The following is an 18,161-nucleotide window of genomic DNA, read 5'->3' as shown; positions in this document are numbered from 1 at the left end:
GGCACGAGGCAGATAAATGATAAAATTACTTTTATCAGAGCTGATAAGGTGTTTTTTATAATTTATGAACAGAAAAGCCATCGAAATACTCAATAAAATTATATCTGACTCTGAACGAGACGGTAAGGAACAAGGAAATGCGTTATATAAGTTAGCATTGAAAGTTTTACACGATGAGAATGCAAGCGAAGTTGAGCTGAGAAGTTTATATATAAACTTTTGTGGTTATATAGCTCATGGTGATTTTACTTATGCAGAATACAATAATATCACTAAATTGATTGATTGATTGTTTAGAACGATTTTAGCCGGGTGTGAAAAGCTCAATGCTTTAGTTAAGGGGCTTATTTTCAGTAAACCTGGGGCAAGCTTTTTATCAAAACTTACTTTTATTCTGTCTTTTATAACTGCCTCGGGTTGCTGTGTTTTGAATCCCGCAGTTAATCTGACTATGATATTGTTGAAGAAAAGAGATTATTAGGAATAGCAGATGATGACAAAGAAGGATTTTAACCAGACACCAGCGGAGAGCATTATGATTGATTATCAACCCTGGCTTACCGGGGGGGTGCCTCTTCCTGAATGGCTTGCATCAACCCAGCCCGTTTTGGATAACAGCACTCTGCAGGACCGCGCCAAAGGCGCGTTAATTGGTCTGGCGGTGGGCGATGCTGTCGGCACCACGCTGGAGTTTCTGCCGCGCGACCAGCACTCTGTTACGGATATGGTTGGTGGCGGCCCCTTCGCGCTAAAACCGGGCGAATGGACCGATGACACGACCATGGCGCTCTGTTTAGCTGAAACCTACCTGCATAAAGGGCGTCTGGATTTAACGGATTTTCGTAATCGCATGGTGAACTGGTATCGCCATGGCGTAAACAGCGTTAATGGCATCTGTTTTGATATCGGCAACGCGACCCGCTATGCGCTTGAAGAGTATCTGAAGCACGGAGAAAGCTGGTTTGGCAACACCGGGCCGGATACTGCGGGTAATGCTGCCATTATTCGTCTTGCACCCTCAGCCATCTTTCAGCGGCATTCGCTGCTACATACGCTGCATGATGCTGAACAACAAGGGCGTGCGACACATGGTGCTGTCGAATCTGTTGATTGCAGTCGTCTGCTGGGGCTGGTTCTGCACCCGTTGCTCAACGGGGCCGATAAAAATCAGGCTTTCTCTCCGACCCTCTGCTTATTTAATGCCAGAACCGCTTTAATTAATGCCGGTGAATACAAACAGAAAACCCGGGAGCAGATTCGCTCAAGCGGTTATGTTATCGATACGCTGGAAGCCGCGATGTGGTCTGTCTGGCATACAGATAATTTCCGTGATGCCATCCTGCTGGCCGCCAATCTTGCTGATGATGCTGACAGCGTAGCGGCAACCGCCGGGCAGATAGCGGGCGCTTTGTATGGCTATTCCGCGATACCACAGCAGTGGCGGGATAAATTGGTGGATGAAACACGCATTGCTGATATGGCTGCAGAACTGTTTAAACGCGCACCGATAATATAGCCGCTGACGGCTCGGTGCTTTTGATAATGGCATTTGCGGTGATAGAATGCCAGCAGTCAGAGAGGGCGGATAAGTTCTCTCTAAATATTATGATATGGAGTCAGTTGCGTTTTTTAAATCAACTGAATAATAAATAAGGATTGTTATGCCGGGACATATATTGCAGGCTGTTTTTTTGTCATTTTTATTTCTCTCTTCGCCAGCATTGGCGCAAAACTATTCCGGTACCTGGAGTGGCGATATTAATGATGACGATGGTTCCCCATACTCCTCTCTGACCCTGAAACTCAGGCAGCAAGGCCAGCAGATAAGCGGGACATACTGCTACATCACGCAAAATGGCGGGCGCATCGATTGCCCGGATGATGAGACAGAGAATCTGCATGGCACGGTAACTGCTCAGTCAGCTGTCGTTAACTTTGACTCCTCTTTCGGCGGGAAAAACGGTAAGAGTGAGCTGAGGTTCAATGGCGATAAGCTGCTGTGGACGTTGTTACAAGAACCAAAGAGGGGGCAGTATTATGCGCCTGAGAAATATATCCTTGCCAGGTTAGTACCAGATAACCCGCAGACCACCACCAGCAAGTCATTTTCCACCGACAAATTCACGATCACGATCAGTAATAGCTGCGGTGATTTTTTAACCCCGTGCGAAAATATGCTCTATTTTGGCATCAGAGAGAGTGATGCAAGCAGTCTGTCCCTGTTCGGTAAAACGTTAACCGATAGTCAGACCCATAAGGTCAATGGGGCAACCTTCAGCAATGGCAATATCGTTTATCAGGTACTGTTTGATACACCCCAGTTGCGGGTCACCCAGGGGGATAAGGTGCTGGTCGATCAGGCCGGGCGCTGGGGTAATTGAATAACGTCAGCCGGGAGTGATCGCGACGATCCTGCCGGCTTTTTACTTTTCGCCGCGCGTGGGCAGGCTCAAAGAGCCTGCCTGGTGATAACCCACTGGTTCACTACAGCAGCTGTTATGCTGCCCCCCGGTTCCCCCAAAGAGATCCCTGCGATGAATGAAGTTGAATTTTCTGTTCAGTCCGACACGGTCAGCTTGTTGTGGCTGGATCCGCAACAGCGGGTCGAACTGGCTGGCGGTTATGCCACAGTGGCTGACGGTTTGCTGAAGGGCGGCAAAGTAACCGCCTGGGATGTGGAAATGATGATCTATCGTATTGAGGAGATTATCGAATCTGACCACGCAGTGCAGCCGATCAGGGGCGATGCGCTGTGCCGCGACCCGCTGCTTAAGCAGGTCAGTGATAGTTATCTGGCGGGCGCCCGCGTTCTCTTTCCGCCCGCGATTGAAGAGGCATTTAATCAATTCGCCGATCAGCTCTCTTATTCCGCTATCGCTGTTGACGCGGAAAACATCCCCGCGCTGACCGGCTTTATCTTTATCCGCGAGATGGTTCATCACCTCGATATCCGCAAAATCACTCTCAGGTAATCGAACTCTTTAACACGCTATTTTGCTGATGGCGCTCGACCGCCAGTTCAATCAGCCGGGTAATCAGATCGCGGTAACTTAACCCGCTGGCCTGCCACAGTTTGGGATACATACTGATATTGGTAAAACCGGGCAGGGTATTCACTTCATTGACAATCACCTGGCCGTCATCGGTCAGAAACACATCGACCCGCGCCATACCGCTGCACTCCAGCGCGCTAAATGCCTGCAATGCCACCCGGCGGATGGCTTCGCTGGCCGCGTCTGCGATCTGCGCGGGTACCACTATGGTTGCGCCATCGGCATCGATATATTTGGTCTGATAGGAGTAGAAACTGTCGCTCAGCACCACTTCGCCGCACAGGCTGGCTTGTGGATGGTCGTTGCCAAGTACCGCACACTCAATTTCTCTGCCGGTAATCGCCTGCTCAATCAGCACTTTATTATCAAAATCAAACGCCAGCGTCAGCGCCTGTTCAAATTCGGCGGCACTGGCAACTTTGCTGACGCCCACCGAAGAGCCCTGACTGGCGGGTTTAATAAATACCGGCAGGCCAAGTTGCTCAGTGACGCTGGCAAAGTTGAGCTGCGCGCGTTGGGATTTTTTCAGGCTGATAAACGGCGCGACTTGTAGTCCGGCATCGCGCAGCAGACGCTTGGTGACATCTTTATCCATGCTGACCGCAGACCCCAGCACATCGGAACCGACAAACGGCAGATTCGCCATCCGCAGCATCCCCTGCAACGAACCATCTTCACCGAGCGTGCCATGAACTATCGGGAAAATCACATCAACCTGCGACAGCTGCTGCGCACTGGCCGATTCAATCAGCTGGTGCTGCTGCTGGCCGGGGATCAGCGCGATGTTTCTGCCGGACTGATTTAAGGCAATTAACGCCGGGTTTTCGGCATTAAGTAAGAAATTGGACGACTCGTTAAGATGCCACTCTCCCTGCTTATCGATGCCGATCAGCGACACGTCGAAGCGGCTCTTATCTATGGCCTCAAGGATATTTTTAGCCGATTGAAGTGATACTTCATGCTCGGCAGATTTGCCGCCAAACACGATTCCCACATGTAATTTCGCCATAGTTTGCTGTCCGTTCAATGAGATAACCCGGGATACGATAATCCTGCCACGTTATGATGAAAAGCAGAACTGTGTCATTTTTGCCGTGCCAGTACGCTATTTTTATCCAGCAGAAAAGGGCGCAGATAACCGACGGTATTGGAGAGCGGCAACAGATCGTCATGCAGATCGAGATGCAGTACCTCCTTCAGGTAAGCCCTGCGCTTGCAGATACGCTGCCAGAGCGCCGGGTAATCCGCCGCCAGCTGAGCGCGTAGCTGCCGGTCCGCCAGTGCAATGGTGTCTTCAATGCTGGCGCCGCCATAACCCGCTACTGAGGGGATAATATCAATCTGCAACAGCATGCCGCTGGCGAGAGCAATATCTGAATGCGGATAGACTGGCGAGCACAACCACTCCTCATCAGCCACCAGATGACCCGGATTCAGATGCCAGTGAAACGCTGATTTCGGCAGTACCTGTTCAATCAACTGATAGATTTCGCCGCCGGTGACGCCAACCTGTATATGCTCCAGCCAGCTCACCACCGCATGGTAATAAGGTTGCGCCACGCGTTGCAGATAGTCCGCCACCGCGGCTGGCAGCTCACTTTCAGCGGCGACCACATACGCCGCACGGCTGCTCAGTCCGCCTTTGTAGCTGGTGGTCAGGGAGAATTTGTCGCCATGGGCAATCTTTTTATCGCCGGGATACAGGCTGGCATGCTCAAAGCGATCGCCGGTGGCGGCAATCATAATCACATTATTCGCCTGGCCTTCTGCCGCCAGCAGTGCGCCAATTTGCTTCTCGCTTTTGCCCGGCTCGATGGCATTTAGCGCGCGCAAAATAGCCGTGGATGCCAGGTTCGCGCCATACTCATAGTGGGCGATCTCATTGGCATTATTGGTGGTTCTGACACCCTCTTGCGGTGAGATAAACAGGCCGGTGGCATTGACCAGTTGGGCGTCGGCGGACAGCGCCTGTTGCAGTGCCTGACAGATAAAATGCGGGACATCAAACAGGATGTCGTTACTGGCCGCAGGGCCGGTAAACAGCTTCCAGCCTGCCAGCCCGACCCGTTGCTGCGCGCCAATCCCGGCAGTTTGCAGCAACTGGTACAGCGGAGTGGCCGGTTGCATTGGTTGATTGGGTAACGAAAACCACGGCGAGTGCAGCACATCACCTGGCAATCGGGCATGGGCCGCCAGTTTCAGATTCTCATTGCCCAGTATCCAGCAAATCCTGCCGTCTGCGTTAAGCAGCAGCAACGCCTCTTCGAAGCGCGGGATAAATCCACTCAGATACTCAAAATTGGCGCCGTGTTCTTTATCGGCATATATCACCAGCGCATCCAGCGACAGCCTGCGCATACTCTGCAGAACTTTGGTGAGTCGTTGCTGAATGGTGTGATCGCTTAACGGTACGGAGGGCAGGTCAGGGTAGCACTGCGGTTGCGGGACTTGTCTGAGTTGATAGGGGCCGTTGGTCATAAGCTGATCTCTCCACTGGGCAGAAAAGCATCATATCAGGTGGGGAACAATCTCTGAATGTAGCGGAATGATTCAGGAGTGAGCGTGATTGTAGCGCGGTGCTGAAAAGCCATTCTGAGTTGCCACAAAAAGAGTATTGCGTGCTGATTCATAGGTATTCCACAAAGAAATGTCGTGTACTGAGGGCAATGTGACAAGTTCTCCTTGATCAAATCCTGCCAGAGCAGCATCAACTAAATTTTCAGTTGTCATGATTGCTGATGGAGAAAATGCAGATAAAGGAATACCTGACTGATCGTGGAATTCTGTTGCGGTAGTTGCTGGAAGCACGACCTGAACTCGCACTTGTGTTCCTTTGAGCTCCTGTTGAAGACCACGGCTAAAATTTAGCACGAAGGCTTTGGTGCCACTGTAAAGCGAAGTGATTGCAGAGGAATGGAGTGCCATTACGGAAGAAATGTTAATAATCGTTCCCTGATCACGGGATAAAAATTCCGTCAGGGCAGCATATGTTAATCGGGTCAGGGCTGTAACGTTGAGGGTAAGGGTCGAAGCCAAATCAGCAGCGGCAATATCAGTCGTGGCACCTAATTTGCCGTTTCCGGCACTGTTAACCAGAACTTTAAGCGCGGGAGTGGTGGTAATGACAGATTCGGCATTTTTTAAATCGGTTTCAATTGTTAAATCAATAGGTAAAATTGTGGTATTGGTCGCATAGCTCAGATGTAAGTCTGCCGATAAATCTTTCAGACGATCTGCCCGTCTTGAGATTAGAATAAGGTCATATCCGCGAGCGGCAAATCTTTGCGCATAGACCGCACCAATTCCTGATGATGCGCCAGTGATCATGGCTACTGGTTTTTTATTCGATATTGTCATATGGGCTCCTTTGAGTTATTTTTGATGCGATATTTATATATATCTTAAAGATTAGGATGCTAATATTTTTTTTGTGAGATTAAGTTATCATTAATTATTATTAAATATTTTTCTTTATTACACGAACGATTAAAATGATTTCTGGATATTGTATTTTGATGATTGATTTAAATAATGTGTGCTCCCTCACAACTTTTATGATCAATTGCTTCATGCTATTTACAGCAGTGTTTATATTTTACTACCCTGCAGAGGGATAAGGAATGCGCTATGAAAAGGAGGAGTTATGGACTATCAACCATTAGTTTCCTAAGGTAAGTATTCGAGATAAATGGATAGGTGTAGAATTTCTATACCTATTCTTAGATAGAGATACATAATGAGAAAATATATTAGCATATGCGCTAATGAGCTAGATACTTATCTTGATTATACTATTTTCACCATTATTGCAATATATACGCTCTATGCTTTTCCATCATTGATAGGTATCTTAGGTGCATGCTTTGCAATACCGTTTTTTATGTTGGGACGAATGTATGGAATATATTTTGACAAGGGTGATATTTTAAGGGCAAGAATCATCTTTTTTAGCGCAAACTCACTTGTTATTCCTTTGATTTTGTTATCTGATTCAATGATTCACTTGTACATTATTGTGTTAATAAAGAGTGCCTGTCGCTGTGGTATTGCGATATCAAATACAAAATTGAATCGAGAAGATAAAGAGGCTAAGCGATTCTATGAATTATATGGTTATATGATAAATGTGAGCAGGATATTTATTCCTCTGCTGGTTATTTATCTTAATGCAAATTATGGCTTATGGGTTGTTGTGCTGTTATCTGTAATATTAAATTTGACTGGAATGCTGGTAAGCGTTTTTGATGATAAAAACAAATTTCGAGGGGGTGGAGATAATAAATACATGGAAAGAAGTGATTTTTCACTTCGGTTTTTGATGAAAAATAACGTTGAGTTTTATTTTCTTGTGTTTGCTTATACACTTTCTAATTTAGCTTTCTTTATGAGCAATGATTTGCTGGGGATCTTTTTTGAAAAAATAGGTCATGGTGAAAAAAGCATAGGGTTTATCATAACACTTCTCGGTGTGGGGGGGCTGCTGGGGACTTGGTTTTCTGGAATTATGGTTAAAACGCAATCCTCTAAAAATATACTAGTGTCTTCTGTAACTGTAAATTCTGTTGCCTTCTTTGGATTTGGATTTTTAGCAGTGGAGAATTATCATTATATTATTTATTACATTTTTATTTTTATGGTTGGCATTTCATCAGGAATGACTTTTTTTGCCATTAGATATGGTGTGAGAAATATCGTTGGTTATAAAAACACAGCAAAAGTTACAGGTGGCATTCAGAAAATATCTTCTATTGTGGCTATTCTTATGCCAATAGGAGGTGGTTATCTTGCAAATGTAATGGGGGTTGAATTTACGTTTAAATTAACCAGTATCATGTTGGCTTTGATCATCGTATTTGTTTTGTTTAAAAAAAATTTGACGACCATAAAAAGGAGTGACTGTGTCTGATTTAATCAAAATGAGTGACTTGAATTTCGTTAATGATAAACACTATGGCCTGTACCTGAAAGGGAAATCGAAGCAAACATGGGATTATGGACTGGACTGGGATCTGGCCAGTGATGATCTCCTTACCGATGAGCTGCGTGAGACGGCAATTGTTGTGGCGAGTTTATCTGCACATGTGGAAATTCTCGGAATGCAGAATGCTGCTGAGCTACTGATTCAGTGTGATGATTTTTCGTTAAAAATTGGTCTTGCCCAGGCTGTAAATGATGAAGCAAGGCATGCTGAACTTTTTGCAAAATATGCCATTCTCGCCAATGGCAGTATAAAAGACTTATCCCGAACCAGGGATGTCTTTAATGCTCATTTTTCAGCATTAAAAACATTCGATGAAATATTCCTTAGCCATGTATTTTTAGAAAATGGTGCTCTTGAACAGTTTAATATTTTCATTCACGCTTTTGGCTCTAAGAGCCTAATCGGTAAAATTTATGCGGGCGCAATGCAGGATGAAGCAAGACATGTCCAAATGGGAATCATGTATTTCAGACAACTGATTGAAAAAAAACCTACTAAAAAAGAGATGGTAAAGGATCATTTGAAAAAATTTAAAAGTATTCTGCATGTGAATCGCGAAGGTGTGGAATGGTTGTCAGAAATGAGTGGTATCTCTGCAGATGAAATAGAAATAAGAATAAATAGAAGGCATAGTAATTTTATTGATAGGGTGATGGAGGCGTGAAAAATGTTGAAAGGATTTCAGATAATTAAAGGTGCTGTTTCTGCCAGGGAAATTGATATTATCTATCGCTATCTGGCAATATCCAAAAATATTGGTCACTTAAATGGTAATGATGACTGCGATAGTGCACATATGTACTACGCAATACCTTACTTTGAAGCGATGTTGAGCTATTATTGCTCTCTCATAAAAGAAATTACTAATGAGACAGTCTATCCCGGTTATTCTTTTTTATGGAATTATAGAGAAAATCATGCGGTACCGAAGCATAAAGACAGAGCTGCGGTTGATTATATTATTTCAATCGGCATTCATGACCAAAATGAAGAGGATTGGCCATTAATTGTAGAAAGTGAAGTCGTTAATATGAGGGCTGGCGATATTGTGGTATTAGATGGCAAAACGTTCGAACACTGGAGAGAGCCGTGCCCATATCACAACAGGCTTCAGCTTGTACTATGTTATACACGGAATCAATTGTTAAAATTTGATAAGCGCGAACATTTGGGATTCGATCCCGTCCCTGAAGTCATTACCTCACCGTTAAAAAAACAGTTGGGAATCAGTGATAAGTATATAAAATATCTATGCGTAAATGATGTATGAAAATTAGTCTTAAGTTTAATTTTTTATAGCCAATTACGTTTCCTCATTATCCCAATGTTCCGATGGCGTGCCTGTTATAAGGATAGCTTATGGATATTGTTTTCGGGTATTATTTTCTGAATGATTTTTTTATAGAGTTAATTCGTCGCCTTGCTGTTTTTTTTGAACCTTCACATGGTTTGTTTATTGGCTATTTATTATCTTCACTTATTATTGCGTTATTATTTTATAGTTTTGAATTTAAAGCTGAAAAGCCGTTTTTCGTCATAAAGAAAATAATTAGTTCTCATCGATTGATGTCAAGATCAACCAGAGATGATGTGGTTTTTTATTTTGTTGATAAAGTGTTATTTGGTTTTATTTATACTGCAATTATTCCGATATCATATTTATTTAAAGAGTACGTACATAGTGCATTGTTATTTATATCCTTTATTCAGCTTGATATTTCATTAAGTTTTTTTTTGTCGCTTATTCTAACTTTTGGTGCAATAGTTGTCTTTGATTTCGCTGTTTTTATTGAACACCTACTTTCTCATAAAATTAGATTTTTGTGGGAGTTTCATAAGATCCATCATATTGCCGAAAATCTAACGCCGTTCACCGCATACAGAACACACCCGATAAATCAAATGACATTTATTTTTATTGTCAGTTTTTTTAGTGGATTATACTCAGGAATTGTTTCATATATTTTTAAAAATCAGGATGTATTTATTGTTTTTGCAGGTCAGAATATTTTTATGTTTATATTACTTATGTTTGGCTTGAACTTGCAACATTCTATGGTATTTTTAAAATACCCTCAATTTATCAGAAGTGTTTTAGTCAGTCCTGCATATCATCAATTACATCATTCAAGTGCAACTAAACATCATGATATTAATTACGCTTTTATATTTTCATTCTGGGATAAATTATTTAAAACTCAAATAATGCCAGGAGAGAATGAAGGTTTGGCATTTGGTGTGACAGGAGAGAAGTACAGTAGTTATGCTGGGGTTTTAAAAATGTATATAACACCTTTCAGACGTGTGGCAAAAAGAATGAGGAAAAAAAAGCGCGAATAATAAAAAATATGCGGCCACTGGCCGCATATACGATACTACTCAGAAATCAGCTTTCAGCACTACACGGTAATTCGCTTTACCGGCGCGGACGTGATCCAGCGCATCATTGATTTTCGACATAGGGAAAAACTCCACCTGCGGTGCGATATCGGCACGCGATGCCAGTTTCAGCAACGAACGCAGCTGGCCCGGAGAGCCGGTCGAAGAACCGGTTACGGCTTTATCGCCCATAATCAGGTCAAAAGCACCCACCTGGAATGGCTTCATCACTGCGCCAACGGTATGGAATTTACCTTTTGGTGCCAGCGCATCGAAGTAGGGCTTCCAGTCGAGATCGACAGCCACGGTGCTGAGAATCAGATCAAAGCGGCCAGCCTGTTTTTTCAGCTCTTCCGCATCGCGGCTGTTAACCACTTCATCAGCGCCCATATCCAGAATCGACTGCTTTTTAGCTGGCGTTGAACTGAACGCCACCACTTCCGCACCCATGGCGCGCAGCAGTTTGATCGCGATATGACCCAGACCGCCGATACCAATCACACCCACGCGGCTGGTAGCGGTAATATTGCTCATCAGCAGCGGTTTAAATACGGTAATACCGCCACATAACAGCGGGCCTGCACTGGTTGCATCCAGTTTCTCCGGTAATGGGATCACCCATTGCCAGTCGGCGCGCAGTTTTTCGGCGAAACCGCCGTGATTAAGAATGGTCGGCGTGCTGCCCTGCTGGCAGTTCACCTGCTCACCGTTGATACAGGCATCACAGTGCTGACAGCTTTTCGCCGTCCAGCCGATACCGACACGTTGTCCGACAGACAGACCTTTACTTTTAGCGGCTTCACCCAGCGCAGAAACGCGGCCAATCACTTCATGGCCAGCAATGGTTGGATAGCTGGAAATACCCCATTCGTTGTCGATCATCGACAGGTCAGAGTGGCAAACACCGCAATATTCGACCTCAACTTCAACTTCCTCTGCACTCAGCGTGGCTGCATCATATTCGTACAGTTCCAGAGCCTGACCGGCTGCCATTGCTGCATAACTTTTAATTTTCACACTTCACCTCAGATTCAGTTTTTCGGTCCAGCGCAGAGTGTAGTCGTTTGAGATGAAGATTAGTTATCAAAAGTGGTGCAAATTATGTGTGCGGGCGGTGGGAGCGGTGTTATGCAGGTTCGTGCAAATCCGTGACACGGGCGGCGAGAACGCCGCCCCTACAGGATGGAGGGACTTTGTTCTCGCCGCCCGTCTGCAACGATAAACTAACTAAATTCCACCCAGCTGGCGCCGCTGTCGGCGGATCGTACGCAGTTCTCAACCCAGCGTACGCCCATCAGACCGGCATGGACATCGGGATACCAGAAGTTCTCCAACAGCTCAGCGTCACCGCGGTCGGTGGCATCCATGGCGATGGCGAAACGACGATACAGATTCGACCAGGCTTCAAACAGACCTTCCGGGTGTCCGCCGCCAATGCGGTCCTCTTCCAGCGCGCGCGGGTGAAGATAAGACATTCCACGCTCCAGAATGCGCACCGGCTCACCCTGAATTTCGTAGCGCAGCTGGTTCGGCTGCTCATCCCACCATTCAATACTGGCTTTGGAGCCAATTACCCGCACCTTCTGTCCATGCATTGAACCGCAGTTCACTGCTGAGCACCACATCGAGCCAACGGCGCCATTGTCATACTCCATCAGTACATAAGCGTTATCTTCCAGCGGCGCGCGACTTTTCACAAAGCTCTGGCGCGAGCACATCAGGCGTTTAATATTCAGCTCCGGCGCCATGGTTTCGGCGATAAACAGCGGATGGGTCGCCAGATCGCCGAGTACATACCCTGGTCCGACAAAACGCGGGTCGACGCGCCATTTGGTACTCGGGTTATCCAGTTCGACCGCTTCGGCATGGAAGCCGTGTGAGAACGACATATTGATAATACGAATATCACCCAGCAATCCTTCGGCAATCATTTCGCGCGCCTGATGAATCAGCTGATGTCCGGCATAGCCGTAGGTAACGCCAATGATCTTGCGCTGACGGGCGCAGAGATCTTCAAGGATCTGCGCTTCTTCGGTGTTAAAGCAGAGCGGCTTTTCACATACCACATGCAAACCTGCTTCCAGTGCAGCGCGACAGATCGCAAAATGGGTGTTGTTCGGTGTGGCGACTGATACCGCTTCAATACCGTCTGGGCGTTTGGCTTCTTCAGCAAAGAAAGTCTGATAATCGGGGTAACAGCGCTGTTCGTCGACACCGAGTGAACGACCAAAGTCTTTACCGCGTTGCGCATCAATATCAAAAGCGCCCGCCACCAGAGTAAAAGTGCCATCACGTTGTGCCGATGAGCGATGAATATAGCCAATCTGGCTGGTACCGCCGCCGCCCACCATGCCCCAGCGCAGCGATCTGTCGAGTGGTTTAATACCGTTAATCATAATGTTCTCCTGGTCAGAATCCGACGGAATGCAGGTAGTTGAGGCTGGCAGTGACGTCACGCAGACTGGTTTCCACGTTGCGTGGGTCGCGCTCCTGTTCGATGGTGATCCAGCCCTGATACGCACGCTCGGTCAGTAAGGCGCGCACCGCGGGATAATCGATGGCGCCGTTACCCAGCGGACACATCACCCCTTCGGCGCAGGCGGTAAAGAAGTCCAGCTCCTGCTGTAACGCTTTCTCAAACACCTGATGGTTCACATCTTTAAAATGCAGGTAATCAATGCGTGAGAAATATTTGTCGAGCGAGGCCAGCGGATCCATGCCGGCGTAGTAAAGATGGCCGGTATCGAGGCAGAGTCCGGCGATCTGATGCGGAATATCCGCCACCAGTTTTTCCAGCTCGTCGGCGAACTCAATGCAGCCACCGGCATGCGGATGGATCACCGGGCGCACGCCATACTCCTGCTGCGCAATTTTGCTGATGATGGTGATATGTTCCATCATGCGCTGCCAGTCGGCATCGCTGAGGCGTGGCGCTTTGTCATATTGACCGGCCAGACGTGCGCGCTCGGCATTACCGAAATCGATAATCACCAGATAAGGAGCTGGCGCATTTTCACCGCAGGTTTTCTCTGCGGTTGGCACTGCTGACAGGGTGCGGCAGATGTTATGGGTCAGCGTGAGGATATTGTCGAAATTCGCCTCGCTGACCAGATCGTCAAAAATAGTGCCAGCTACCAGCGACAGCTGATGCTGGTTCAGCGCCGCCGTCAGCTGCTGGCTGTCGGTCGGCAGAAAACTCCACGGACCTGACTCGATACTGCGGTAGCCAGCCTGCGACGCCTCTTTCAGTACTTTTTCCCATGGCGGTAAAAATGGGTTTTTCGGGTCGTCGACTCCCCAGCTGCAGGGGGCGTTAGCGATATGAATAGTCATGATATTTTCCCTTATGGATGAGTATGCAAAGTCTCTTTTTTGTCCGCCGCCGCATCAAAGCGATCGAGGATCAGTGCTTCCATTTTCTCCAGCGCCACGCCTTTGGTTTCCGGCAGGCAGGCATGGACAAACCACCATGAAAGCAGTGAACACAGTGCGAACAGCAATAGTGGGAAGCCGCCGTGGAAATTCCCGGTCAGCCATGCGTTCTGATTCATCATCGGGAAGGTCTGGCTGACGAGGAAGTTAGAGATCCACATCGCGCCGATAGAGAAGCCCATACCCGCTGCGCGCAGACGATTCGGGAAGATTTCGCCGATCACCGTCCACACCACCTGCGCCCAGGTGGCGCCGAAGATAAACATAAAGCCGAACAGGCCAATGACTGACGGGATGCCTTTTACACCGAAATAGAAGGTGGCGAAGGTCACTAACAGACAGACGGAAGAGCCCAGCGAGCCAACCAGCAGCAGGATTTTGCGGCCAACGCGGTCAATCAGCATCATGCCGACCATCACCCCGGCAAACTGCAACGCCGCCAGCCAGATGGTCATAAACATCGCGTCCTGCATATTGTTGGTGACGTTCATCAGCAGCGACGGGCCGAAATACTGAATCACATTGATGCCGGTAAGCTGATTGAAGACCGCCAGCCCGATGCCAATCACCAGAAAGATCATATTGCGGCGGTTAAAGCGCAGGCGCTCACTGGCGGGAGATGCATCGGGTCTGGCCTGTAGTGACTGCTGAATTTCGCGCAGCACGCTGCGGGCATGTTCCGCGCTGGAGATGCGCGTCAGGGTGCGTAACGCCAGCTCATCGCGTCCGGCCATCACGTTCCAGCGCGGGGATTCAGGAATAAAACCGACAAAAATAAAGAACAGGATGCAGGGGACAAACGCCGAACCGAGCATCCAGCGCCAGCCTGTTTCCGTCAGCCACTGCGGCGTGGCGTCTTTGGCGATCAGATAGTTGGTGATCAGCACCAGTACCTGGCCGCCGACGCAGCAGATCATATGCATGGTCATTGCGCGGCCACGGTAATCTTTCGGCGCCACCTCGGCGATATACACCGGCGAAACCACCGACGCCATACCAATCCCTAAGCCGCCGAGAATGCGGAAAAAGACAAAAGTGGTGAAATCAGGCGCCAGCGCAGTACCGGCGACAGAGGCGATAAACAGCACGGCAGTGAGGATCAGGATCTTTTTGCGGCCAAAACGATCGGCAAGATTACCGGCGATCAGGCAGCCGACCACACAACCGATAATCACATTGGAGACGGCCCAGCCGGTTTCGGCGGGAGTTAACTGATAGTGCTGGCTTAGAGGTTCGATGGCGCCAGAAATCACCGAGGAGTCGTAACCAAACAGCAGACCCCCGAGTGCAGCGACACAACAGATCGACATAACATACAGCATATTATGTCGGTGGGCAGGGATAGTCATAGGGCATCCTTTATCTTGTCGTTTCGCAGCAGTATTAAATAAATGTTCCAAAACCATCAATGATGGAATGTTTGTTTTTTGATGGTGATCATATTATTTATGATAGATTTGCGTGATATAAAACTATCATTTAGCGGCGATAACAGGCGCACAGTAAAGAGGGGATGCGGGGAAGGGATGCTGTAAGGCTTACAGCATCAGGCAGTTAGCAGTTTTCTGGCGTCAGCAGTTCAAAGGGGCAGGTAAGATTGATAAAACCGCCAGCCGGTTCAAATAAACTCTGGCGAAAAGCCCCGATGACGGCAGCGGAGAATTCCGTCAGCCGGTGGTTAAGCAGTAAATCGATATCGCCGTTAATCAGCGCCAGATGGTCATTCTCAAAAGGCCCGTGGCAAATCATGGTGATTGCCTGTTGTCTGCCGCTCTCCTTTAACGCGGTCACGACGCCTTCAATACCGCCACAGGGCGCATAAATTACCGTCAGATCGGCATGCTCCTGCAACAATTTTTTTGTAGCCTGATAGCCGCACTCAATATTTTCCCGGCTTCTGATCGGTTCCAGCACCTGGTATGGCGTGCCACGTTCACGTAGCCAGGATCGAAAGCTGATTTCGCAGGTTTCCTGACACAGAAACTGATTATCGCCGATGATAATACCAATTTTACCCGCGTTGCTGCCCATCTTCGCCACTGCCCAGGCGGCGGTTCTGCCTGCTTTACGGTTATCCAGTCCGATATAACCGCTATGTCCGCAGGGCGACAAATCCGACAACAGGGCGAAGACTTTTACCCCTTTGCGTGTCACTTCCTCCACCGCATGGCGGATCAACGCATTGTCCAGCGCGACCAGGCCGATAACCTCGACGCGCGTAGCCAGATCGCGGATGGTCTCCGCCATCGCTTCAATGGCATTAATCGCATGAAAGCAGAATTCCGGCGGGCAATCATCATCATGCCAGGGCGCAGCATGCTGACGCAGTTGCTCACCTAAACGGGCATAAAAGGAGTAGTCGCCGGGCAGCAGGATAAAGCCCATTTTGATCTTCACGCCGGTTTTAATCACGCTGGCGGCGGCAGGATTGCCTTGCGGAAAGCGATAACCAAGGCGTTGCGCTGTCGCCAGCACCTTGTTTTCCGTCTCCTGACGGACAGGCGCACGGCGGTTAAGTACGCGGTCGACGGTGGCAACGCCAACGCCAGCTTCGCGGGCAATATCCTTGATGGTACTGTTTTTCATGGGCGGCCAGGGTTGCAATCTGTTTGATAGAAAGTTATCACTGCAGGAGGACGGTTGAAAGTGCCGGAAGGGGATTTTAATAAAAAGTCCCCTCAGTGGCCTGAGGGGACGCGGGAATTACTCGTTAATATTAGGATGCTGGTTGATCAGATGCTTACGCTTCGCTTCCAGCTCGGCGATTTCATCGCTGATATCATCGATTTTCTGTTCGATATTATCGTGATGCTCCTGCAAAATTTCTTTCGCTTCGGCCAGATCCGATGCCGCCGGGGTGGCGCCACGTAACGGTTTATTCGCCGTCTCTTTCATCATAATACCGGTAATCAGACCAATCACCGCCACCACCATCAGGTAGTAAGCCGGCATATAGAGGTCGCCGGTGGTTTCCACTAACCAGGCGGTCAGCGTTGGCGTCAGACCTGCCACCAGTACCGAGATATTAAAGGCGCTGGCCAGCGCGCTGTAGCGAATATGAGTCGGGAACATCGCGGGCAGGCTGGAGGCCATCACGCCGGTAAAGGCATTCAGGATCACCGCCAGAATCAGTAAGCCGGCGAAAATCAGGCCGATCACATCACTGTTGATCATCATAAAGCACGGAATGGCGAAGGCCAGCAGCGCGATACTGCCGATAATCACAAACGGCCGGCGGCCAAAGCGGTCACTTAGCAGGCCCATAATGGGCTGCACAAACAGCATACCGATCATAATCGCGATGATAATCAACACACCGTGATCTTCAGAGTAGTGCAGGTTGTGTGACAGATAGCTTGGCATATAGGTCAGCAGCATGTAATAGGTCACGTTGGTGGAAATCACCAGACCGATACACGCCAGCAAACCTCTCCAGTGCTTAGTAGCAATCTCTTTAAACGAGACCTTCGGACCATCACGCAGACCTTCACGATCGCCCTGTTCCAGCTTATCCACATGCTGCTGGAAAGCCGGGGTCTCTTCCAGCGCATGGCGCAGGTAGAGGCCAATCATGCCGAGTGGCAGCGCGAGGAAGAACGGAATACGCCAGCCCCAGTCAAGGAACTGCTCTTCACCAATAATCGCGGAGATCAGCACCACAATCCCGGCGCCGAGCACGAAACCGGCAATCGAACCGAAGTCCAGCCAGCTGCCCATAAAGCCGCGCTTACGGTCCGGCGAATATTCCGCCACAAAGATCGAAGCACCGGTGTACTCGCCACCGACCGAGAAGCCCTGCGCCATTTTCGCCAGCAGCAGCAGTATCGGCGCCCAGATGCCAATGCTGGCATAGGAGGGGATCAGGCCGATAGCAAAGGTACTGATCGACATAATGATGATGGTGATGGAGAGAATTTTCTGGCGACCGTATTTATCGCCCAGTGCGCCAAAGAACAGGCCGCCCAGCGGGCGAATCAGGAAGGGAACGGAAAACGTACCCAGGGCGGCGATCATCTGTAAGCCAGGATCGGCGCCGGGGAAGAACACTTTACCGAGAGCGTAGGCGACAAAGCCGTATACGCCGAAATCGAACCACTCCATGGCATTGCCGAGTGACGCCGCCGTGATAGCCTTACGTAATCTTGCGTCATCGATGATGGTGACATCATCTAACTCAATTGGTTTTACACGCTTCCTACGTAGCTTCATATAAATGCCCTGTATTTACCCAAAAGTGATCATTCTCACTGAGCCGTACGCGCTGTCTGAACAGCTTGTCCGGGCCAGGATAAAATTTTACTGGCTGTTTTCGAGCC

Annotated in this window: 17 protein-coding genes; 8 read left to right on the top strand and 9 right to left on the bottom strand. The window is 48.3% G+C overall.

Annotation, left to right across the window (positions count from 1 at the left end; translation table 11 throughout):
* Nucleotides 1-64: 64 nt before the first annotated feature.
* From N5923_RS08765 to N5923_RS08750, 4 genes are all read left to right on the top strand, one after another.
* Nucleotides 65-289: a hypothetical protein gene (locus tag N5923_RS08765; RefSeq protein WP_267141175.1), complete on the top strand. Its 225-nt coding sequence runs from the start codon at nucleotides 65-67 to the stop codon at nucleotides 287-289.
* A 201-nt stretch (nucleotides 290-490) separates the two neighbouring features.
* Nucleotides 491-1,516 (top strand): ADP-ribosylarginine hydrolase Tri1, encoded by a 1,026-nt coding sequence (tri1, locus tag N5923_RS08760; protein WP_267141176.1) that lies wholly within the window; start codon nucleotides 491-493, stop codon nucleotides 1,514-1,516.
* 175 nt (nucleotides 1,517-1,691) lie between these two features.
* On the top strand, nucleotides 1,692-2,381 hold the full coding sequence (locus tag N5923_RS08755) for a hypothetical protein (protein WP_267141177.1): 690 nt from the start codon (nucleotides 1,692-1,694) through the stop codon (nucleotides 2,379-2,381).
* A gap of 153 nt (nucleotides 2,382-2,534) precedes the next feature.
* Entirely contained in the window at nucleotides 2,535-2,972 is a 438-nt protein-coding gene (locus N5923_RS08750; protein ID WP_267141178.1) for a hypothetical protein, read from the top strand.
* On the opposite strand, the gene ddlA is transcribed toward N5923_RS08750, so the two are convergent.
* The 3 genes from ddlA to N5923_RS08735 form a co-directional block, all read right to left on the bottom strand.
* Entirely contained in the window at nucleotides 2,965-4,062 is a 1,098-nt protein-coding gene (gene ddlA, locus N5923_RS08745; RefSeq protein WP_267141179.1) for a D-alanine--D-alanine ligase, read from the bottom strand. The two genes, N5923_RS08750 and ddlA, sit on opposite strands and share 8 nt — an antisense overlap.
* Before the next feature lie 74 nt (nucleotides 4,063-4,136).
* Nucleotides 4,137-5,531, bottom strand: a complete 1,395-nt coding sequence (locus N5923_RS08740) for an aminopeptidase P family protein (RefSeq protein ID WP_267141180.1) — start codon at nucleotides 5,529-5,531, stop codon at nucleotides 4,137-4,139.
* Between the two features lie 72 nt (nucleotides 5,532-5,603).
* Complete coding sequence (locus N5923_RS08735; protein ID WP_267141181.1) at nucleotides 5,604-6,410, bottom strand: SDR family NAD(P)-dependent oxidoreductase; 807 nt, start codon at nucleotides 6,408-6,410, stop codon at nucleotides 5,604-5,606.
* A gap of 379 nt (nucleotides 6,411-6,789) precedes the next feature.
* Here N5923_RS08735 and N5923_RS08730 point away from each other — a divergent pair, with 379 nt between their 5' ends.
* From N5923_RS08730 to N5923_RS08715, 4 genes are all read left to right on the top strand, one after another.
* Complete coding sequence (locus tag N5923_RS08730) at nucleotides 6,790-7,959, top strand: MFS transporter (protein WP_267141182.1); 1,170 nt, start codon at nucleotides 6,790-6,792, stop codon at nucleotides 7,957-7,959.
* The gene (locus tag N5923_RS08725) at nucleotides 7,952-8,698 is read left to right on the top strand and encodes a ferritin-like domain-containing protein (RefSeq protein ID WP_267141183.1); all 747 of its coding nucleotides are present in this window, start codon (nucleotides 7,952-7,954) and stop codon (nucleotides 8,696-8,698) included. Before N5923_RS08730 ends, N5923_RS08725 begins: the two co-directional genes overlap by 8 nt.
* Nucleotides 8,699-8,701: 3 nt before the next feature.
* Nucleotides 8,702-9,304 (top strand): hypothetical protein, encoded by a 603-nt coding sequence (locus tag N5923_RS08720; protein WP_267141184.1) that lies wholly within the window; start codon nucleotides 8,702-8,704, stop codon nucleotides 9,302-9,304.
* A gap of 89 nt (nucleotides 9,305-9,393) precedes the next feature.
* Nucleotides 9,394-10,374, top strand: coding sequence for a sterol desaturase family protein (locus N5923_RS08715; RefSeq protein ID WP_267141185.1), 981 nt, complete (start codon nucleotides 9,394-9,396; stop codon nucleotides 10,372-10,374).
* A 39-nt stretch (nucleotides 10,375-10,413) separates the two neighbouring features.
* On the opposite strand, the gene ahr is transcribed toward N5923_RS08715, so the two are convergent.
* The 6 genes from ahr to proP all read right to left on the bottom strand — a co-directional run bounded on the left by ahr (nucleotide 10,414) and on the right by proP (nucleotide 18,054).
* Complete coding sequence (ahr, locus tag N5923_RS08710) at nucleotides 10,414-11,430, bottom strand: NADPH-dependent aldehyde reductase Ahr (RefSeq protein WP_323372685.1); 1,017 nt, start codon at nucleotides 11,428-11,430, stop codon at nucleotides 10,414-10,416.
* A 206-nt stretch (nucleotides 11,431-11,636) separates the two neighbouring features.
* Entirely contained in the window at nucleotides 11,637-12,809 is a 1,173-nt protein-coding gene (locus N5923_RS08705) for a Gfo/Idh/MocA family protein (protein WP_267141186.1), read from the bottom strand.
* 13 nt (nucleotides 12,810-12,822) lie between these two features.
* Nucleotides 12,823-13,746: a TIM barrel protein gene (locus tag N5923_RS08700; protein WP_267141187.1), complete on the bottom strand. Its 924-nt coding sequence runs from the start codon at nucleotides 13,744-13,746 to the stop codon at nucleotides 12,823-12,825.
* Between the two features lie 11 nt (nucleotides 13,747-13,757).
* On the bottom strand, nucleotides 13,758-15,254 hold the full coding sequence (locus N5923_RS08695; RefSeq protein WP_267141188.1) for a sugar porter family MFS transporter: 1,497 nt from the start codon (nucleotides 15,252-15,254) through the stop codon (nucleotides 13,758-13,760).
* 145 nt (nucleotides 15,255-15,399) lie between these two features.
* A complete protein-coding gene (locus N5923_RS08690; protein ID WP_267141189.1) occupies nucleotides 15,400-16,431 on the bottom strand; it encodes a LacI family DNA-binding transcriptional regulator in 1,032 nt (343 codons plus the stop codon).
* Nucleotides 16,432-16,548: 117 nt separating this feature from the next.
* Nucleotides 16,549-18,054, bottom strand: coding sequence for a glycine betaine/L-proline transporter ProP (gene proP / locus N5923_RS08685; RefSeq protein WP_267141190.1), 1,506 nt, complete (start codon nucleotides 18,052-18,054; stop codon nucleotides 16,549-16,551).
* Nucleotides 18,055-18,161: the final 107 nt, after the last annotated feature.

The organism is Winslowiella arboricola, from assembly GCF_025527015.1.
In the GTDB taxonomy this organism is placed as follows: domain Bacteria; phylum Pseudomonadota; class Gammaproteobacteria; order Enterobacterales; family Enterobacteriaceae; genus Erwinia; species Erwinia arboricola.
The sequence above is the reverse complement of the archived record's forward strand: the minus strand, read 5'-3'. Positions and strand labels throughout refer to the sequence as shown.